Below are 15632 nucleotides of genomic sequence, written 5' to 3' on the forward strand. Positions count from 1 at the left end.
AGTGGCGGTGGCGAAGGTGGTGAGGGCCGCGAATCCGGCCAGCCGCGGCAGTCGCAGCAGAACAACCAGGGCGGCGGCCAGAACCAGAACCCCTACAACCAGGGCGGCCAGCAGGGCCAGCAGGGCCAGGGCAACCGCCGTGACCGTTTCCGCAACCGCCGCGACCGTGATCGCAATGGCGGCGGCGGCGGTGGTGGCGGCAACGGCGGTCGCTTCCGCGACGACGGCATGCCCAACGACAACGGTGAACAGCAGCCGTTCGTACCGCGTCCGCACGCCAACGTGCCCGAAGGCTTCCCGGTCTATTCGCTGAGCGACCTCAAGCGCATGCCGGCCCAGAAGCTGCTGGATATCGCCGAGCAGCTGCAGATTTCCGAAGGCGTGGCCCGTGCCCGCAAGCAGGACGTGATCTTCGCGCTGCTGAAGGTGCTGACCCGCCACGGTGACGGCGTGGCCGCCGACGGTGTGCTGGAAATCCTGCCGGACGGCTTCGGCTTCCTGCGCGCGGCCGAAGCCAGCTACCTGGCCGGTCCGGACGATACCTACATCTCGCCCAGCCAGATCCGCCGCTTCAACCTGCGTACCGGCGACCACCTGTCCGGCCGCATCCGCTTCCCGAAGGACGGCGAGCGCTACTTCGCGCTGTCGATCGTGGACACCATCAACGGTGAGCCGCTGGAAGCGTCGAAGAACAAGGTGCTGTTCGAGAACCTGACCCCCCTGTTCCCGCGTCGCCGCTTCACCCTGGAGCGCGGCAACGGTTCCTCGGAAGACATCACCGGTCGCATCCTCGACCTGATGGCACCGCAGGGCAAGGGCCAGCGTTCGCTCATCGTGTCCCAGCCGAAGGCCGGCAAGACGATGATGATGCAGCAGGTCGCCACGGCCATCACCACCAACCATCCGGACGTGCACCTGATCGTGCTGCTGATCGATGAGCGCCCGGAAGAAGTGACCGAAATGCAGCGCACCGTGCGCGGCGAAGTCATCAGCTCGACCTTCGATGAGCCGGCCGCACGCCACGTACAGGTCGCCGAAATGGTGATCGAGCGCGCCAAGCGCCTGGTCGAGCACAAGAAGGACGTGGTGATCCTGCTCGACTCGATCACCCGCCTGGCACGTGCCTACAACAACGTGGTGCCGAGCTCCGGCAAGGTGCTGACCGGTGGTGTGGACGCCAACGCCCTGCACCGTCCGAAGCGCTTCTTCGGTGCCGCACGCAACGTGGAAGAAGGCGGCAGCCTGACCATCATCGCCACCGCGCTGGTCGATACCGGCTCGAAGATGGACGAGGTGATCTACGAAGAGTTCAAGGGCACCGGCAACAGCGAAGTGCACCTGAGCCGCCGCATCTCTGAAAAGCGCGTGTTCCCGGCCATCGACATCAACCGCTCGGGCACCCGTCGCGAAGACCTGCTGATCGAACCGGAACTGCTGCAGAAGATCTGGATCCTGCGCAAGCTGCTGCATCCGATGGATGAAATGACGGCGATGGAATTCCTGCTCGACAAGATGAAGAACACCAAGTCCAACGACGAGTTCTTCGGTTCGATGAAGCGCTGATCGCGCGGCATTGATGCACTACGAAAAGGCCCCGCGATGCGGGGCTTTTTCTTTGGAAGGCGGCAGGACAGACGGCTTCACTTCGCGGCCCGGCGTTTTGGCGATAATCTGCGGGACAAATGCCTGACTCTCCGCCCCGACCGTGCTGGCCGGGCCGCCGATTCCCGCTGTTGCCCCATCCGGAGGATCCGGCGGGTCCAGCCCTGCCCGATCCTTCAACCGCATGCGCACACTGTCCCCCCGGCTCAACCTGGGCAAGCTGATCCTTGCCCTGGCACTGCTCAGCGCCGTCATCGCCCTGGCCAATACGCTGCTTGCCAGCTATCGCGTGCAGCGCGACCAGCTGGTGGGCAACACCCTCGAAGCCAACCGTGTGTATGCCACCAAGCTGGCCGAGACCACGCAGAACTTCCTGCTGGCCGCGCAGCAGCAGCTGGCCTATGCCGCAACCCGGCTTGGCAACAGCGACATGGATCCTGCCCAGGCGCAGGATGAGGCCAGCCGCCTGCAGCTGCAGTCCAGCAGCTTCAACTCCTCGCTGGTGGTGGCCAGCGATGGGCGGGTGATCGCGACCTCGCCGCAGAGCCTGCAGCTGCAGGGCGAGATCCTGCGCAGCGCCGGCAGCAAGGCGGCACTCGATCGGCGCGAGCCGATGATCAGCGACCCCTACCAGTCGGCCACCGGCAAGCTGCTGATCTCGATATCGCACCCGGTCTTCGACCGCAGCGGCCAGTACCGCGGCTATGTCAGCGGCACCCTGTACCTGCGCCAGCGCAGTGCGCTCAACACCCTGCTGGGTACGCACTACTACCGCGATGGTTCCTACCTGTACGTGGTGGACCGCCATGGACGTCTGATCTATCACAACAACGCCAAGGAAGTGGGCACCTACGCGTTGAACAACCCGGCGGTGAAAGAGGTGATGCGCGGCCAGCGCGGTGCGCAGCAGGTGCTCAACAACCACAAGGTGGCGATGCTGGCCGGTTACGCGCCCGTCGCGGCAACCGGCTGGGGCATCGTCGCGCAGCGCCCGACCGAGGCGACGCTGCAACCGCTGTCACGGCTGATGTCGGCGGTGATCTGGAATGCCATTCCGCTGGGCGTGTTGTCGCTGCTGATCACCTGGTGGTTCGCACGGCGCATTTCGCTGCCGCTGTGGCAGCTGGCGCGCAACGTGCAGGACGGCGAAGACACCGGCAACGCGATCAGTCACGTCAATGGCATCCAAGCCTGGTACTTCGAAGTAGCGCAGCTGAAACAGGCCGTGCTGTACAGCTTCAATGCGCTGCAGGACCGGATCGGCACCCTCAACCGGGCCAGCCGCACCGATCCGCTGACCGGTCTGCTCAACCGTCGCGGGCTGCAGCAGGCGCTCGACGCACTGCAGGTGCAGGGCCTGCCGTTTGCGATCCTGACGCTGGATATCGACCGCTTCAAGTCGATCAACGACAGCCACGGTCACGACGTCGGTGATGCGGCCATCGTGCATATCGCCGAACAGATGCGCCGTCATTCGCGCGAGACCGACGTGCTGTGCCGCGCCGGTGGCGAGGAGTTCCTGGTGCTGCTGCCGGGCGTTGGCGTCGAAGCGGCCCGGCAGACCGGCGAGCGCCTGCGCCAGGCCATCGCCGACGAACCCTTCGCGCCGGTGGGCACGATCACCGTATCGCTGGGTGTCGCCCACTTCCCCAGTTTCCACACCGATCCGGAACAGGCACTGCGCTTGGCCGACAAGGCCCTGTACCTGGCCAAGGAACAGGGCCGCAACCGGGTCGTGGTGTACCCGCACGCCGATTGAGCTCATCGATTGAAGCGGGATGTGCCGGGACAGGCCCGGTGCATCCCGCAATGACGCATCAGCCCAACGGGGTGAGCAGGCGCGGGCCTTCCTGCGCGCGTCCGACCATGTACACACCGCCTTCGGGCAGCAGGTCAGTCCCGGCGACCAAGGCTTCCTCGCCGGTCTTCCACGGCGCCCGCTGGCGCGGGCCTGGAATGTAGGCAGCCCAGCGACCGTAGCGCTCGCTCTGTTTGTCGAAGAAATAATTGACCGGTACGCGCACGGTCCAGAAGTCCCGGTCCTTGTCCTCGCCGGTCGTGGGCGGGTTGAAGGTCCAGTCGCGGGCGTTCCTGACGCTGGCTTTGGCCAGCACATCGCGCAGTTGGTTCATCGTGCGCTCGGGGCCGACCACGGTCAGGTTGGTCTGCTCGGCGATCACGTCTGCGACCTTGCCATCCCGCCCGACCCTGACCAGCAGCAGCACGGTGCCCTGGCCGCGGATCGATGCCGCCTGTGGTGGGTAGGCCGGTGCGCGCATCTTCGCCCCGGTGACGTCATCGGTACTCGGCTGCCTGGAGTCGCTGAGCTTGCCGAAACGGGCATCGGCCACCCGTACCTGCATGCTGTTGGCTTCCATGTTGCCGGCAATCAGCCGCAGGCGGACGGTGGTACGGGCCAGTACCGGCTTGCCGTCGACCAGCGTCGGCTCGAAACGCCAACCCTGCACCGCCTTGTCGACAAAGCCCGCTACGCCGGCGTCGACCTTCTCGCGGTGATCGAGCTGGAACCCTTCGACCTGGCCTTCGCGGCCGATGTCGATGACGCCGCTGAGGGTCATGCTGGCCTCGGCCTGCTTGCGAACCTCGCGCGCGGTCTGCGCAGCGGCGGTATCGACCAGGGCGGCGCCACCACCCACGGCAAGGGCCAACGCCAGGAAAAGAGAAGAACGCATCACACCTGCTCCTTGTGTATGTACGAGTGGCCGACCCTAGCGCATCTCTGAAGACGGTTCACGCCAAGGCAGGCCATGCGTCATGGTCTGATTCAGCCTTGCCCGAGCGGCGTCAACAGACGCAGGCCCCGGTGTGCAGCATCGACCATGTACACGCCGCCGGCGGGCAACAGGTCACTGCCGACCTGCGCGGCATCGTCGGTGGTGCGCCACGGCGCCTGCTGGCGCGGGCCGGGAATGTAGGCCTGCCAGCGTCCGTAGGGGCTGGGCGGTTGCCTGCTGCCCTTCTCGCTCAGCGCGAAGGTGACCGGCACGCGCACGGTCCAGAACGCCAGGCCCTTGTCCTCACCGGAGGTCGGCGGGGTGAACGTCCACTTGCGGGCCTCGCTGATGCTGGCCTTGGCCAGCATGTCGCGCATCTTCTTCATTGCGTGCTCGGGTGCGACCACGCCCATGTTCACCTGTTCGGCGACGACATCGGCAACCGCACCGTCACGCTCGACCTTGACCAGCAGCATCACCTCGCCCTGTGCACCGACGCGGAAAGCCGCTTCCGGATAGCGCGGAGGCCGCATCTGCTCGGCAGTCACCGCGTCGGTGGCCTTGTCGTCGTACTCGCTGAAGTCCACGCTGGTCATGCGCACTTCGGTGTTGCCGTCGGCCCCGGGCCGGCCCAGCAGACGCACGCGCAACGGTGCATGTTTCGCCACGGGCTTGCCGTCCACCAGCGTGGGCTCGAACTGCCACTTGCGGATCGTGCCGTCCACGAACGCAGCGATGGCAGGCGCGATCGACGCCCGCTGGTCGAGCACCAGGCCGGTGACCGCGCCATCTGCGGCGACATCGATGTTGCCGGTCAAGACCATGCTGGCTTCGGCGGTGGCACGCACCGCGCGCGTGCTCTGCGCTGCGGCATCGGTGCTGAGCAGGGAGCCAGCGGTGCCGATCGCCAGCGCGAAGGCGAGAAACAGCGGAGAACGCATCATGACCCGATCCTTGGTGATGAAAGTACCGAGATTACCCCAGTTGCCCGCCGTCGGCGCAGCCGATCACGCCAACCGCTGCACAGCCGAATACGGAGGTGTGTCCGGATAATCACCCGCCGCAAAGCGCGCCTGCAGCCCCTGCCACCAGGCGGGATCGAACAGATGCCGATAGTGCTCGCGCACCGCTGCCAGCTCCTGCGCCGGCAAGCCCATGAACGGCCCGAACCGCTCCGGGAACGCATCGCGCGGGCCGACATGGAACCAGGGCTCATCAGCCATCGCTTCTTCGGCGGAGCTTGGCCTGGGCCAGGCGCGGAATACGCAGTCGCTGACCAGGCACAACTCGTCGTAGTCGTAGAACACGGCACGGCCGTGGCGCGACACGCCGAAGTTCTTCGGCAGCATGTCGCCGGGGAAGATGTTGTTGCGCGCCATGTCGGTGATCGCCTGCGCATAGTCGAGTACGGCTGCACGCACGGCCTCGCCAGCCTGCTCGCGCAGGTAGAGGTTCAGTGGCCGGAAGCGACGCTGCACGTAGCACAACGCGATCTCCACTTCGTCGCCATCCACGCGCACGCTCTGCGCGCACTGCTGCAGCAGCTCGTCCAGCAACGCCGGGGCAAAGCGTTCGCGCGGGAAACGCAGATGCCGGTAGGGCTGTGCATCGAGCAGGCGGCCAACACGATCGAGGTTGAACACCAGCGCGTACTTTTCCTCCACCTGCTGGCGCGACATCGCCTTGGGCCAGGCGAAGCGGTCGCGGATGAGCTTGAACACCAGCGGATAGCTGGGCAGGGTGAACACCGCCATGACCATGCCCGGCGTGCCTTCGGCATGCGCCAGGCGCTCGTTCGGGTGTTCATTGAAGTGGCGGAAGAACGTCCGGTAGCGCTCGGTCTTGCCCTGCTTGGCGCGTCCGAGAACGGTGTAGATCTCGTCGATCGGCTTGCCCGGCAGCAGGCTGCGCAGGAACACCACGGCATCGCCAACGGTGCCCAGGTCGGCCTGGAAATAGCTGCGTGACACGCCGAACAGGTGGGCCACATCGCGACGCCGGGTCAGCACGGCATCGGCACGCAGGCCCTGATCATCGTTGACCAGCGCGATCACGCACGGCGAGAAACGGTGTTCGCCGAACACGCGGCCGACCAGATAGGCGCGACGCTCGCGGTAGAACACGGTATCGAGCAGTTCGATGCTGCGTACTGGCGTGTCGCCCCAGTGCGCCAGATCGTCCTGCAGGCGCACGGCGATGGCGGCGGCACAGCGCAGCTGGTGCGCATAGGGAACATCAAAGCGGTAGTCGGCCAGCACCCGCTGCAGCGCCTCCACCGGCCGCGTCGGCGAAATGGCATAGGTATGCCGCGCCACCGGATGCGTGATTGCATCGGAGGGCTCGACATCGAAGGCGATGAATTCCACTTCCGGATCCACGCCACGGATGGCGAACAGCCGCCGCGACAGGGTGTTGTAGAAGGTCTTGTACAGCTCTGCGTCGATCAGATCCTGCAGCAGGGCGCTGTAGTGCGCGTGCACCTGCAGCCACAGCGCGCGTTCGCTGATGGCGTCACCGGCCAGCCGTCGCAGCGCATCCATCTGCTCGGCGATGCACTGGTCGTAGAGGGCGATGCGCTCCACCGCATCGTGGCGCGCCGCTGCCCAGTCGCGCTGCTCGAAGCGCTTCCGCGCGCGGGCCGTGATCACCGCGAAACGAGTGTGGTACTGCTCGAAACCATCGCGGATGGCACCGGCAATACGCGGCGCCAGCTCGGCAGCGATGTCAGGCTTGGACATGCACAGCTCACCCGGGAGGACCGGCTCCACCATACGCTGGCGTGGGGTAGCTTGTGTAGAGCCGAGCCGCGCTCGGCTGCTTCTGCTTGGGAGAACCAGACAAACGCAACCATTCCTACAGACTTCGGGCGACTGCATTGCCTACTCTTTCAGGCCCATAACGGCATGAGGTGACGCATGCAGCAAATGACCCTGATCCCACGCATGGAGGAAGGCAACGTAATCCCGCAGCGCGCCCGCGACGGCTACATCAGCGCGACAGCGCTCTGCCAGTCCGTCGGCAAGCGCTGGTCCGACTACCGCGCATTGAAATCGACCGGCGAGTTCATCGAGGAGCTGACCACGCAGACCGGGCTTGCGGAGGACCAGCTCATCCACGTGGTGTCCGGGGGCAATGCGGCGATGCAGGGCACCTGGATCCACCCCTACCTGGCCATCAATCTAGGCCAATGGTTGTCGCGCAAGTTCGCGGTGAAGGTATCGCAGTGGGTGGTGGAGTGGCAGCAGGGCCGTGCGAACGCGGTCATGCCCGCCCACATCGAGCGCTACATGCAGAACCGCTCGAAGGTGCCTTATACGCACTTCTCGATGTTGAACGAGCTGACCCTGAACCTGATCGCGCCGCTCGAACAGGCCGGCTACACCCTGCCGCAGGAGCTGGTGCCGGACATCTCCGAGGGCCGGTTGTTCTGCAGGTGGCTGCGCGATCACAAGGGCATCGAGCCCAACACCTTCGACACCTATGAGCACAGCTATCCAGACGGCCGCAACGTGCAGGCAAAGCTCTATCCGAACGAGCTCTACGAAGACTTCCGCCGGCACTTCAACGAAACCTGGCTTCCCCTGCACGCGCCCAGATACTTTGCTGCGCGCGACAAGCAGGCGCTGACGTTCGTACGTACGCTCCTGCTGCCTTCGACGTGACATCGCACCGGAACGATCCCTGGCTTGCCGTGCAGCAGCCAGGGATCGACGCCATCGAGCCGGTTCAGATCGCCAGTTCGGCCTCCACGTCCTGCACCTTGCGCCGCGCCAGGGCGAGGTTGGACTTGGTCCGGTCCAGCACGATGTAGAAGAACAGACCCTTCTTCTTCGCCACCGGGCGCATGATGTGGTACGCCTTTCCGAGCGAGATCAGGATGTCCTCGATGCCATCGTTGAGGTTGAGCGAGGCGGCGGTTTTCATCTTCGCGCGGATCACTTCGGTATTGCCGGCGGCAGCCACTTCCATGTCCATGCCCGAACCGGCCTCGCCCAGCAGCATGCCGCTCTCGTAGTCGACCAGCGCCACGGCCTGCGCGCCATCGATGCCCATCAGTGCAGTCAACGAATCATTCAATCCAGCCACGTTGCACCCCTCTCAATGTTGGTTCGAGCCCCTCGTTCCCCTGCGGCCGGGCTCACGATCCGCTGAGTTCGGCCAGGATCGCCTGGCCACATTCCCTGCTCTGCCACAGCACCTGGCCGATCACGCTGCGCTGGTCGCAGGCAGCCATCAGCAGCAGCGGTGCTCGACCTTCGGCCTGGATGGCAAGCATCAGCACCTTGCCGCCGGCGGCCTCCAGCATCAGCGTCTGCAGATCGCCCAGTGCCAGCTCGCGCCCCACCGCCGCAGCCAGGGCCAGCATTGCGCTGGTCATCGCCGCCAGGCGTTCACCGCGCCCCTCCGCACCGGCGCTGACCAGGGCAAAGCCATCGACACTGGCCAGCACCACGGTCCGCACTCCTTCCACCCGCTGCTGCAGGTCCTGCAGCAACGGGTGCAGGCGCTCGCGCTGCTGCGCGTCCGGCAACGGCGCGCCTTGTCCATCAGCCATGTGCGGCCACCAGTGCATGCGCTTCCATTTCGCTCATCAGTACGTCCATCAGCAGCAGTCCTTGTTCGCGATCACGGGCATCCACGGCCAGCAACGGCAGCGGCTGGCCATCGAGCCGGGCGCGATCGGCCCAGTCATCCAGTGCCGCTGCCGGCACCTGGTCGAGATGGGTCACCGCCACCACCAGGGCCAATGCCGGACCGAACGGGCGCAGCACCTGCAGGTAAGCGTCCAGCTCAGCGGCCACCCCGGCCCGACGCGCGTCGAGCAGCAGCACGGCACCGCGCGCGCCCTGCAGCAGGATCGGCCACAGGAAATCGAAGCGCTGCTGGCCAGGCGTGCCGTAGAGACGCAGGCGCTCGCCGTTGGGCAGGTCGATATCGGCGTAGTCCAGCGCCACCGTGGTCGACGCCTTGTCCGCACCCGCGCGGTCGCTGTTGGCTACATCGGTGTCGACCACCGCGCCGGCGGCGATGCTGCGTACCAAGGTCGATTTGCCGCTGCCCATGCCACCGAGCACCACCACCTTGTGCTCACGCATCGCGATCACTCCCGCGCAGCGTCCGCCACAGGCGTGCGAGCAGGCCGGTGTCGGCAGTGCTGGCACGTGCGCCCGACAGCGGTGCGGCAGGCGCGACCTGCAGCTGTGCATAACCGCACAGGTAGGCGGCGTGGATGAAATCGCGCACGGCGGCGGCGGGAAGATCCAGCAGCATCGCGCATTCGTCCACCGTGCAGGCACGCTTGAGCAGCAGCGAACACAGACGGAAGCCATCGTGATCGTGGCCGAGCACGCGGAAATCCGGCCAGCGCAGCAGCTTCACCGACGCCCCGCGCAGGCGCTCATCCAACGCCTGCCAATGGCTGCTGCGCTGCGCCCATTGCCACAGCAGCGGACGCAGCGGCAGGCGCGTGCGGTCACCCGCCAGTGCCTGCAGCTGCGCCGGCAGCAGCGCATCCAGATACAGATGCTCGAAGCCCTGTGCCAGCCGTTCCACCAGTACCGTGGCCGGTTCGTGCAGCAATACCGCCTGGTCCTGTTCCAGATCCAGCAGCAACAGCGGCTCTGCGCCCTCGCCCAACAGCGCCTGGCCCTGCCGCAAGGGCAGGCGCTCGCGCAGCAGACGGGTGATCGCGTGCGCACCGTCCGCCAGGCGGATCGGTGTCGCTGCGGCACCGGCCTGCATGCCGCGTAGTGCGCGTCCTATCGCGCCATCATCCAACACGTCCTGGCCACCATCGCCTTCGCGCAACTGGCCACCGAGGTCCTCGATCCAGCAGTGCAGCCGCGGGCGTTGCTGGCGCATGCGCAGTGCCGCGTTGCGCAGCGCTGGCGTATCGCGGATCACCAGCAGGTCGCAGTCGTCCAGGTCCTGGCTGCGGCGGATCTGCCCGTCGGGCAATGCCGAGGCCAACCGCAGCCGTTGCAGCAGGGCCTGTTCGCCTTGGATATCGGTTCCCACTACGAGCACGCGTGCCATCCGTGTTCCTCGTGCGACCGCCTCCCCGGCGGTCTCGCATCGCCAAGGCTAGGCCATGGCTTGGCGCCATCGTCGTGATCGACTGCTCATATTGGTGGCAGTAGTGAACACGCACGCGTCCGTTCTGCGACGGCCATCGCGGGCAAGTTTCATGCCGTGTTGACGGCATTCCGACAGCCGACGGATTTCACGGTTCTGGGCCCGAGTAGATCCACGCCATGCGTGGATGCGCGGCCTTTGGGCAGAGCCCTCTGCGGTGCAGAGGGATCCGACACCAGGCTCGCAGAAAAAAAAACCCGCGCCGAAGCGCGGGTTTCGAGGTCACAACCGGGCAGCGATGGATCAGCCGCGCAGCTGCTCCAGCGCGGCGTTGAAGGTGGCGCTCGGACGCATCGCGGCAGCGGCCTTGGCCACGTCCGGACGGTAGTAGCCACCGATGTCCACGGCCTTGCCCTGCACCGCGATCAGCTCGTCGACGATCTTCTGCTCGTTGTCGGCCAGCGCCTTCGCCAACGGAGCGAAGCGTGCCTGCAGTGCGGCGTCTTCGTTCTGCGCGGCCAGCGCCTGCGCCCAGTACAGGGCGATGTAGAAGTGACTGCCACGGTTGTCGATGCCACCCAGCTTGCGCGACGGCGACTTGTCGTTGTCCAGGAACTGACCGTTGGCCTCGTCCAGCGCCTTGGCCAGCACGCGGGCAGCGGCGTTGTCGTAACGATTGCCGAGGTGCTCCAGCGACGCAGCCAGGGCCAGGAATTCACCCAGCGAATCCCAACGCAGGTAGTCCTCTTCGACGAACTGCTGCACGTGCTTCGGGGCCGAACCACCGGCGCCGGTCTCGAACAGGCCACCACCGGCCATCAGCGGCACGATCGACAGCATCTTGGCGCTGGTACCCAGCTCCATGATCGGGAACAGGTCGGTGAGGTAATCGCGCAGCACGTTGCCGGTCACCGAAATGGTGTCCTCACCCTTGCGGATGCGGGCCAGCGAGAACGCGGTCGCTTCCACCGGCGGCAGGATGCGGATGTCCAGGCCGTTGGTGTCATGGTCCTTCAGGTACGTCTCGACCTTGGCGATGACCTGTGCGTCGTGGGCGCGGGCGGCGTCCAGCCAGAACACGGCCGGGGTGCTGCTCAGGCGGGCGCGTTCGACGGCCAGCTTGACCCAGTCCTGGATCGGCGCGTCCTTGGTCTGGCACATGCGCCAGATGTCGCCGGCTTCCACGGCGTGTTCGAACACCACGTTGCCGGCGTCGTCGGTGACCTTGACCACGCCGTCGGCAGCGATCTGGAAGGTCTTGTCGTGCGAGCCGTACTCTTCAGCCTTCTGCGCCATCAGGCCGACGTTGGGCACCGAGCCCATGGTGGCCGGGTTGAAGGCACCTTTGCTGCGACAGTCGTCGATGACGGCCTGGTACACGCCGGCATAGCAGCGGTCCGGAATGACCGCCTTGGTGTCCTGCAGCTTGCCTTCGGCGTTCCACATCTTGCCGGAATCGCGGATCATCGCCGGCATCGAGGCGTCGACGATCACATCGCTCGGCACGTGCAGGTTGGTGATGCCCTTGTCCGAGTTGACCATGGCCACGCCCGGACGCTGTGCGTACTCGGCAGCCAGGTCGGCTTCGATGACGCTGCGGGTGGCTTCGGGCAGCGACGGCAGGCGTGCGGCCAGGTCACCGATGCCGTTGTTGGCATCGAAACCGGCCTGCTTGAGCACATCGGCGTGCTTGGCCAGCACGTCCTTGTAGAACTCGTTGACCGCCACGCCGAACATGATCGGGTCGGAGACCTTCATCATGGTCGCCTTCAGGTGCAGCGAGAACAGCACGCCCTGGGCCTTGGCATCGGCGATCTGCTCGCCGATGAAAGCGGCCAGTGCCTTGCGGCTCATCACCGCGGCGTCGACGATCTCGCCGGCCTTGACCGCGGTCTTTTCCTTCAGCACGACCGTGCTGCCGTCCTTGCCGTGGAAGGTGATCTTCAGCGAACCGGCGTTGGCCAGCGTGGCCGACTTCTCGCTGCCGTAGAAATCACCGGCGGCCATGTGCGCGACGTGCGACTTCGAATCGGACGCCCAGGCACCCATGCGGTGCGGATGCTTGCGGGCGTAGTTCTTCACCGACAGCGGCGCGCGCCGATCGGAGTTGCCTTCGCGCAGCACCGGATTCACCGCACTGCCCTTGACCTTGTCGTAGCGCGCCTTGTAGTCGCGCTGCTGGTCGTCGGCCGGGGTTTCCGGGTAATCCGGCAGCGGATAACCCTGGTCCTGCAGTTCCTTGATGGCCGCCTTCAGCTGCGGCACCGAGGCGGAGATGTTCGGCAGCTTGATGATGTTGGCTTCGGGGGTGGTCGCCAGCTGGCCCAGCTCGGCCAGGTCATCGTTGACCTTCTGCGCATCGCTCAGCAGTTCCGGGAACAGCGACAGGATGCGGCCGGACAGCGAGATGTCACGGGTTTCCACCGCGATGCCGGCGGTGGAGGTGTAGGCGTCGACGATCGGCAGCAGCGACTGGGTGGCCAGGAACGGTGCTTCGTCGGTCAGCGTGTAGAGGATCTTGGACATGGGGGACTTGGACTCTGTAGCAGTGCTCAGGGGAAGGCCGGCGCCAGCGCCGGGCCACGTGCAACCGTGTCGCTTTTCTCCGCCGCCGTCAGGGTGGGCGCGCGCCGGGGAAACCCCTGCATTGTCGCGTTTTCAGCCGCGCGGGGCAAAGCCGCGCCATACGCGGCGGTACTGCACCCCGGCAACGCTGTGATCCATCCACGCATGGCGTGGATCTACGGAAACACCGACGTGCCCAGCGCAGGTAGATCCACGCCATGCGTGGATGGGGCCTTCCCGCAAAAGCCACAAACAAAAAAGGACGCAGCCTCGCGGCTGCGTCCATCGTGAGTCCAACCGGGAGAGAGTCGGCGGGACTTACTTGACCTCGAACTCCTGCGGCGTTCCGGCCGCCTTGCCATCGACCATGACTTCGGCGCGGTACTTGCCGGCCGGCCAGCCATTGGCATTCTTGAAGGTGATGTTGGTGGTCTCTGCACCGCTGGTGTTCAGGGTCGCGTTCTGCTCACCGGCCACCTGGCCATCCTGGTACGTCAGCTTGGCGCCGACGGTGACATTGTTGGCCGCACCATCAGTCTTCACCGAAACGATGACCTCGTCCTTCGGCGCGAACAGGGCGGCAGTGGCCACCGACTTGTCAGCAGCGGCAGACTTGCCGACGGTGACGGCCGACACCGCTACGGCCGATGCAGCCATCGGCGGCGGCGCGCCGGTCATCGGCGCGGGCGCTTCGGCCGGCGTGGTCGCTGCCGGAGCCGCGTTGTTGTCTGCGGTTTCTTCCTTCTTCTTGCAGCCCACCAGGGCGACACTGCCCAGCAGCGCGGCCAGCAGGGCATTCTGAAGCGGGGTCGTCTTGATCATTCGGGGTTCCTCACGGGGATTGTCGAACGGCGATTGGATCGCCGGCATTACTTCGGCGGCAGTTTCAGGGTCTGGCCCGGGAAGATCTTGTCCGGGTCGTCGAGCACATCGCGGTTGGCTTCGAAGATCTTCTTCCAGGCGTTGGCATCGCCCAGGTGCTGCTTGGCGATCTTCGACAGCGAATCACCCTTCTGCACGGTGTAGGTGCCACCGCTGACCACCTCGGCGGTACTGTCCACCGAGGCACTGACGCCGGAGAAGTCCGCCTTGGGGACCTGCTGGGCGGTACTGTCGACGCTGCCACTGACGCCGGAGAAATCGGCTTTCTTCTCGGTACTCATCCACACACTCCCGTCTGTATGACTACATGGCTGGCACGGTGTCATAGAGGTTGTTAAATGGGGATGGTGCCGATGTGAAGCCGCCCCCCGGGGCGGCTGAACAATCGAGGCGGAACGCCGCTGCTGGGCTCGCCGGGCATGGCCCGGCGCTACCCGTGACAGGGCGGCCCGACGGTAGTGCCGGCCGCTGGCCGGCGGCTCTGGATCAGGCCGCTGCGCTCGCCGGGCATGGCCCGGCGCTACCTGTAACGCCTGCGGCGGTTACTGGCGCAGTTCGCGGTAGGTCGCGGCCGGGGCGGCGATGCCGGGGCTGGCGCGCCACGGGTTGATGTCCAGGCCACCGCGGCGGGTATAGCGGGCCTCCACTTCCAGCCACTGCGGCCGGCAGCGCGCCGACACTTCGCTGAAGATGCGCTCGACGCACTGCTCGTGGAACTCGGCGTGTTCGCGGTAGCTGACCAGGTAGCGCAGCAGACCGGCACGATCGATCTGCGGGCCGCGATAGCGCAGGCTGACGGTAGCCCAGTCCGGCTGACCGGTGACCGGGCAGTTGGACTTCAGCAGGGCGGAGACCAGGGTCTCCTCCACCAGCGCATCGGCGTTGGCCGACAGGTAATCCGCCTGCGGCGGGCCATAGCAGTCGATATCCACATCAAGGCCATCGATCAACTCGCCCAGCGGCGACTCGCACAGCGCCGGCAGCCCGAACGTGACCTGGACCGGGGCACCGGCGCAGGCCGACAGGTCGGTGACGAGACGCTCACGCAGGGCTTCGGCACTGTCCAGGCGGGTGCTGTTGAGCGAGTTCAGGTACAGCTTGAACGACTTCGACTCGATCAGCCGCGGCGAGGTGCACGGCACCTGCACGGTGGCGACGGCGACCTGCGGTTTGCCACGCGGGTCGAGCCAGCTCAGCTCGAAGGCGTGCCAACGGTCGTGGCCGACGAACGGCAGCGCGGCCTCGTCGAGACCGATCTCGGCGCGGGCGCCGACGCGGGGGATGGGAAACAGCAGGCCGGGATCGTACTGCGACGGGTAACTGACCTCGCGACCGAGGCTGGAATCCTGTGGGGTGTTCATGGTGCTTATTGTATCGCGCGTGGAGCGGGCCTTCGGCCGGGTCGGCCAACGGCGGAGCCCCTCCGTGGTGGGTGGGTTGGTCGGCATAGAGCGGTCCATCGGCTTGGCCGGGTGGGTAGACGGGTCGGGGGACGCCGTAAACCCCTCCATGGGGGCTTGGCCGCGGCATCCATGCCGCGGACACCCCCGCCCCGTCTACCCACCCGGCCTCTGACAGTTTCCTGCGCGCGGCCGGCACCACGGGAAAGATCAGAAAAATCAAAATCAAAAGCCGATGCTTCAGACATTCATGACGTCCGCCGTGTCGACCAAGGTCGACACCTACCAAAGCAGGATGTCGTTCTGACAGCAGCAGGAAACTGTCGAAGGCGGGGTGGGTCCGGTGGCAGGGGCGTGAGCGCCATGGATGGCG

General features: G+C 66.1%; 14 protein-coding genes. 3 read left to right on the top strand and 11 right to left on the bottom strand.

Annotated elements, in window-relative coordinates; all coding sequences use genetic code 11:
- Nucleotides 1–1563, top strand: a 1563-nt coding sequence (gene rho / locus AC27VL_RS19185; RefSeq protein ID WP_488767913.1) for a transcription termination factor Rho, incomplete at its 5' end; no start/stop codon positions are given.
- Nucleotides 1564–1786: 223 nt separating this feature from the next.
- On the top strand, nucleotides 1787–3361 hold the full coding sequence (locus AC27VL_RS19190) for a sensor domain-containing diguanylate cyclase (protein ID WP_089237308.1): 1575 nt from the start codon (nucleotides 1787–1789) through the stop codon (nucleotides 3359–3361).
- Nucleotides 3362–3419: 58 nt separating this feature from the next.
- Here AC27VL_RS19190 and AC27VL_RS19195 read toward each other — a convergent pair whose 3' ends face one another.
- The 3 genes from AC27VL_RS19195 to aceK all read right to left on the bottom strand — a co-directional run bounded on the left by AC27VL_RS19195 (nucleotide 3420) and on the right by aceK (nucleotide 7075).
- Entirely contained in the window at nucleotides 3420–4295 is an 876-nt protein-coding gene (locus AC27VL_RS19195; RefSeq protein WP_488767916.1) for an energy transducer TonB, read from the bottom strand.
- 92 nt (nucleotides 4296–4387) lie between these two features.
- The gene (locus tag AC27VL_RS19200) at nucleotides 4388–5281 is read right to left on the bottom strand and encodes an energy transducer TonB (RefSeq protein WP_100553798.1); all 894 of its coding nucleotides are present in this window, start codon (nucleotides 5279–5281) and stop codon (nucleotides 4388–4390) included.
- A 63-nt stretch (nucleotides 5282–5344) separates the two neighbouring features.
- Nucleotides 5345–7075: a bifunctional isocitrate dehydrogenase kinase/phosphatase gene (aceK, locus tag AC27VL_RS19205; protein ID WP_488767918.1), complete on the bottom strand. Its 1731-nt coding sequence runs from the start codon at nucleotides 7073–7075 to the stop codon at nucleotides 5345–5347.
- Nucleotides 7076–7279: 204 nt separating this feature from the next.
- Here aceK and AC27VL_RS19210 point away from each other — a divergent pair, with 204 nt between their 5' ends.
- Nucleotides 7280–7999, top strand: coding sequence for a KilA-N domain-containing protein (locus AC27VL_RS19210; RefSeq protein ID WP_488767920.1), 720 nt, complete (start codon nucleotides 7280–7282; stop codon nucleotides 7997–7999).
- 64 nt (nucleotides 8000–8063) lie between these two features.
- Here AC27VL_RS19210 and AC27VL_RS19215 read toward each other — a convergent pair whose 3' ends face one another.
- The 8 genes from AC27VL_RS19215 to queF all read right to left on the bottom strand — a co-directional run bounded on the left by AC27VL_RS19215 (nucleotide 8064) and on the right by queF (nucleotide 15220).
- Nucleotides 8064–8423 carry a hypothetical protein gene (locus AC27VL_RS19215; protein ID WP_025878601.1) on the bottom strand — a complete coding sequence of 120 codons (360 nt, stop codon included), beginning with the start codon at nucleotides 8421–8423 and terminating at the stop codon, nucleotides 8064–8066.
- A gap of 52 nt (nucleotides 8424–8475) precedes the next feature.
- The gene (locus tag AC27VL_RS19220; RefSeq protein WP_488767922.1) at nucleotides 8476–8892 is read right to left on the bottom strand and encodes a roadblock/LC7 domain-containing protein; all 417 of its coding nucleotides are present in this window, start codon (nucleotides 8890–8892) and stop codon (nucleotides 8476–8478) included.
- A complete protein-coding gene (locus AC27VL_RS19225) occupies nucleotides 8885–9433 on the bottom strand; it encodes a GTP-binding protein (RefSeq protein WP_089237316.1) in 549 nt (182 codons plus the stop codon). The genes AC27VL_RS19220 and AC27VL_RS19225 overlap by 8 nt, the downstream gene beginning before the upstream one ends.
- Nucleotides 9426–10373 (bottom strand): hypothetical protein, encoded by a 948-nt coding sequence (locus AC27VL_RS19230; RefSeq protein WP_488767924.1) that lies wholly within the window; start codon nucleotides 10371–10373, stop codon nucleotides 9426–9428. Before AC27VL_RS19230 ends, AC27VL_RS19225 begins: the two co-directional genes overlap by 8 nt.
- A 342-nt stretch (nucleotides 10374–10715) precedes the next feature.
- Nucleotides 10716–12938 (bottom strand): NADP-dependent isocitrate dehydrogenase, encoded by a 2223-nt coding sequence (locus AC27VL_RS19235; RefSeq protein ID WP_488767926.1) that lies wholly within the window; start codon nucleotides 12936–12938, stop codon nucleotides 10716–10718.
- 357 nt (nucleotides 12939–13295) lie between these two features.
- Nucleotides 13296–13799, bottom strand: a complete 504-nt coding sequence (locus tag AC27VL_RS19240) for a hypothetical protein (protein ID WP_180165260.1) — start codon at nucleotides 13797–13799, stop codon at nucleotides 13296–13298.
- Nucleotides 13800–13846: 47 nt separating this feature from the next.
- Nucleotides 13847–14140, bottom strand: a complete 294-nt coding sequence (locus AC27VL_RS19245; protein WP_025878595.1) for a LysM peptidoglycan-binding domain-containing protein — start codon at nucleotides 14138–14140, stop codon at nucleotides 13847–13849.
- 261 nt (nucleotides 14141–14401) lie between these two features.
- On the bottom strand, nucleotides 14402–15220 hold the full coding sequence (gene queF, locus AC27VL_RS19250; RefSeq protein ID WP_191077754.1) for an NADPH-dependent 7-cyano-7-deazaguanine reductase QueF: 819 nt from the start codon (nucleotides 15218–15220) through the stop codon (nucleotides 14402–14404).
- Nucleotides 15221–15632: the final 412 nt, after the last annotated feature.

It is taken from the genome of Stenotrophomonas sp. 14P6.2.3, assembly GCF_057799055.1.

What these genes read in the sequence shown, in the direction of transcription:
- AC27VL_RS19190 (WP_089237308.1), top strand. Translation starts at nt 1,787, where the DNA reads ATGCGCACACTGTCCCCCCGGCTCAACCTGGGCAAGCTGATCCTTGCC.
- AC27VL_RS19195 (WP_488767916.1), bottom strand. Translation starts at nt 4,295, where the DNA reads ATGCGTTCTTCTCTTTTCCTGGCGTTGGCCCTTGCCGTGGGTGGTGGC.
- AC27VL_RS19200 (WP_100553798.1), bottom strand. Translation starts at nt 5,281, where the DNA reads ATGATGCGTTCTCCGCTGTTTCTCGCCTTCGCGCTGGCGATCGGCACC.
- aceK (WP_488767918.1), bottom strand. Translation starts at nt 7,075, where the DNA reads ATGTCCAAGCCTGACATCGCTGCCGAGCTGGCGCCGCGTATTGCCGGT.
- AC27VL_RS19210 (WP_488767920.1), top strand. Translation starts at nt 7,280, where the DNA reads ATGGAGGAAGGCAACGTAATCCCGCAGCGCGCCCGCGACGGCTACATC.
- AC27VL_RS19220 (WP_488767922.1), bottom strand. Translation starts at nt 8,892, where the DNA reads ATGGCTGATGGACAAGGCGCGCCGTTGCCGGACGCGCAGCAGCGCGAG.
- AC27VL_RS19225 (WP_089237316.1), bottom strand. Translation starts at nt 9,433, where the DNA reads ATGCGTGAGCACAAGGTGGTGGTGCTCGGTGGCATGGGCAGCGGCAAA.
- AC27VL_RS19230 (WP_488767924.1), bottom strand. Translation starts at nt 10,373, where the DNA reads ATGGCACGCGTGCTCGTAGTGGGAACCGATATCCAAGGCGAACAGGCC.
- AC27VL_RS19235 (WP_488767926.1), bottom strand. Translation starts at nt 12,938, where the DNA reads ATGTCCAAGATCCTCTACACGCTGACCGACGAAGCACCGTTCCTGGCC.
- AC27VL_RS19240 (WP_180165260.1), bottom strand. Translation starts at nt 13,799, where the DNA reads ATGATCAAGACGACCCCGCTTCAGAATGCCCTGCTGGCCGCGCTGCTG.
- AC27VL_RS19245 (WP_025878595.1), bottom strand. Translation starts at nt 14,140, where the DNA reads ATGAGTACCGAGAAGAAAGCCGATTTCTCCGGCGTCAGTGGCAGCGTC.
- queF (WP_191077754.1), bottom strand. Translation starts at nt 15,220, where the DNA reads ATGAACACCCCACAGGATTCCAGCCTCGGTCGCGAGGTCAGTTACCCG.